Below are 1,909 nucleotides of genomic sequence, written 5' to 3'. Positions count from 1 at the left end.
GTGCCGAACGGCTCGATCAACGTCGTGCCGGGACGCTGCCGCTTCTCGCTGGACGTGCGCGCCACGACCGACGAAGTGCGCGATGCCGCCGCCAGCGACATCCGGGCCGAACTGGCCGCGATCTGCGCCCGCCGCGGCCTGCAGTTCTCGCTCGAAGAGACGATGCGCGCAGCCGCCGCGCCCTGCGCGACCGAATGGCGCCAGCGCTGGGAACGTGCCGTCGAGACGCTCGGCCTGCCCGTGTTCCGCATGCCCAGCGGCGCCGGCCACGATGCGATGAAGATCCACGACATCCTGCCGCAGGCCATGCTGTTCCTGCGCGGGCTGAACGCCGGCATCAGCCACAACCCGCTCGAATCCATCACCAACGACGACGCCGAACTGTGCGTCCGAGCTTTCCAAACCCTTCTCGACCAACTCGCCACGGAATCCTGACATGACCACGACCGATAAAACCGCCGCCCCCTACGAGGCCCTCGATGCCTGGATCGACGCCCACTTCGACGAGGAGGTACGCTTCCTGCAGGAGCTCGTGCGCGTGCCGACCGACACCCCGCCGGGCAACAATGCGCCGCACGCCGAGCGCGCCGCCGACCTGCTGAAGGCATTCGGCTTCGAGGCCGAGAAGCATTCGGTCCCGGCGCCGACTGCCAAGGCCGCCGGCCTGGAGACGATCACGAACCTGATCGTGCGCCGCAAGTACGGCGCCGGCCGCACCGTCGCGATGAACGCGCACGGCGACGTGGTGCCGCCGGGCGAAGGCTGGACGCATGATCCGTACGGCGGCGAAGTGGTGGACGGCCAGCTGTTCGGCCGCGCGTCCGCCGTCAGCAAATGCGATTTCGCCACCTTCACGTTCGCGACGCGCGCCCTGGAAGCGCTGGGCGCCCCGCTGAAGGGCGGCGTCGAGCTGTACTTCACGTACGACGAGGAATTCGGCGGCGAACTGGGCCCGGGCTGGCTGCTGCAGCAGGGCCTCGTCAAGCCGGACCTCTTGATCGCCGCGGGCTTCAGCTACCAGGTCGTCACCGCGCACAACGGCTGCCTGCAGATGGAAGTGACGGTCAACGGCAAGATGGGCCACGCGGCCGTGCCGGAAACGGGCGTCGACGCGCTGCAGGCCGCGACCCGCATCCTCGTCGCGCTGTACGACCAGAACACGCAGTACAAGAAAGTGAAGAGCCAGGTGAAGGGCATCAACCACCCGTACCTGAACGTGGGCCTGATCGAAGGCGGCACCAACACGAACGTCGTGCCGGGCAAGGTCGTGCTGAAGCTCGACCGCCGGATGATCCCGGAAGAGAACCCGGCGGAAGTGGAAGCGACGATCCGCAAGGTGATCCAGGACGCCGTCGCCGACAGCGCCGGCATCACCATCGAGATCAAGCGCATGCTGCTGGCGAACGCGCTGCAGCCGCTGGACGGCAACCGGCCGCTGGTCGACGCGCTGTCGCGTCATGCCACCAGCGTGTTTGGCGAAGAGATCGGCGCGGCCGGCACGCCGCTGTACACGGACGCGCGCCTGTTCGGCGAAGCGGGCGTCCCGGCCGTGCTGTACGGCTGCGGCCCGCGCACGGTCGGCGAGAGCAACGCCAAGCGCGCCGACGAGCACATCGACCTGGAAGACCTGCGCCGCGCGACCAAGGTCGTCGCGCGTACGCTGTTCGACCTGCTCGACTGAGCCACCGTTGGGTGGGCACCCCGTGCCCACGCGGACGCCGGCTATGCGGCGGCATTACGCGTTAGCGGTTACGAATACGGCGAGGAACGCGCCGTCAGCCGCAGCGTCAGCGGCGTCTCCGGCCTCAGCGTGATGTTGAAGACGGGCTTCGGCGCCCCCCAACCCGCCCGCGCCGCGGCCCGGTACCGCGGGAGGCACAAACCGGCGGGCGCGGGCGGGTGCCCCCCC

At 69.4% G+C, this 1,909-nt stretch carries 2 protein-coding genes; both read left to right on the top strand.

Going from position 1 to position 1,909, the window contains the following annotated elements; genetic code table 11:
- A partial coding sequence (locus ACEN88_RS30445) for a M20/M25/M40 family metallo-hydrolase (protein WP_413345730.1) occupies positions 1–435 on the top strand: 435 nt, incomplete at its 5' end.
- A gap of 1 nt (position 436) precedes the next feature.
- Positions 437–1,681: a M20 family metallopeptidase gene (locus ACEN88_RS30440; RefSeq protein WP_413345728.1), complete on the top strand. Its 1,245-nt coding sequence runs from the start codon at positions 437–439 to the stop codon at positions 1,679–1,681.
- Positions 1,682–1,909 lie beyond the last annotated feature (228 nt).

The sequence above is a fragment of the Massilia sp. CT11-108 genome (assembly GCF_047302915.1).
Taxonomy (GTDB): Bacteria; Pseudomonadota; Gammaproteobacteria; order Burkholderiales; family Burkholderiaceae_D; genus Telluria; species Telluria orientalis.
This window is presented reverse-complemented; position numbering and strand designations above follow the sequence as displayed.

What these genes read in the sequence shown, in the direction of transcription:
- ACEN88_RS30440 (WP_413345728.1), top strand. Translation starts at nt 437, where the DNA reads ATGACCACGACCGATAAAACCGCCGCCCCCTACGAGGCCCTCGATGCC.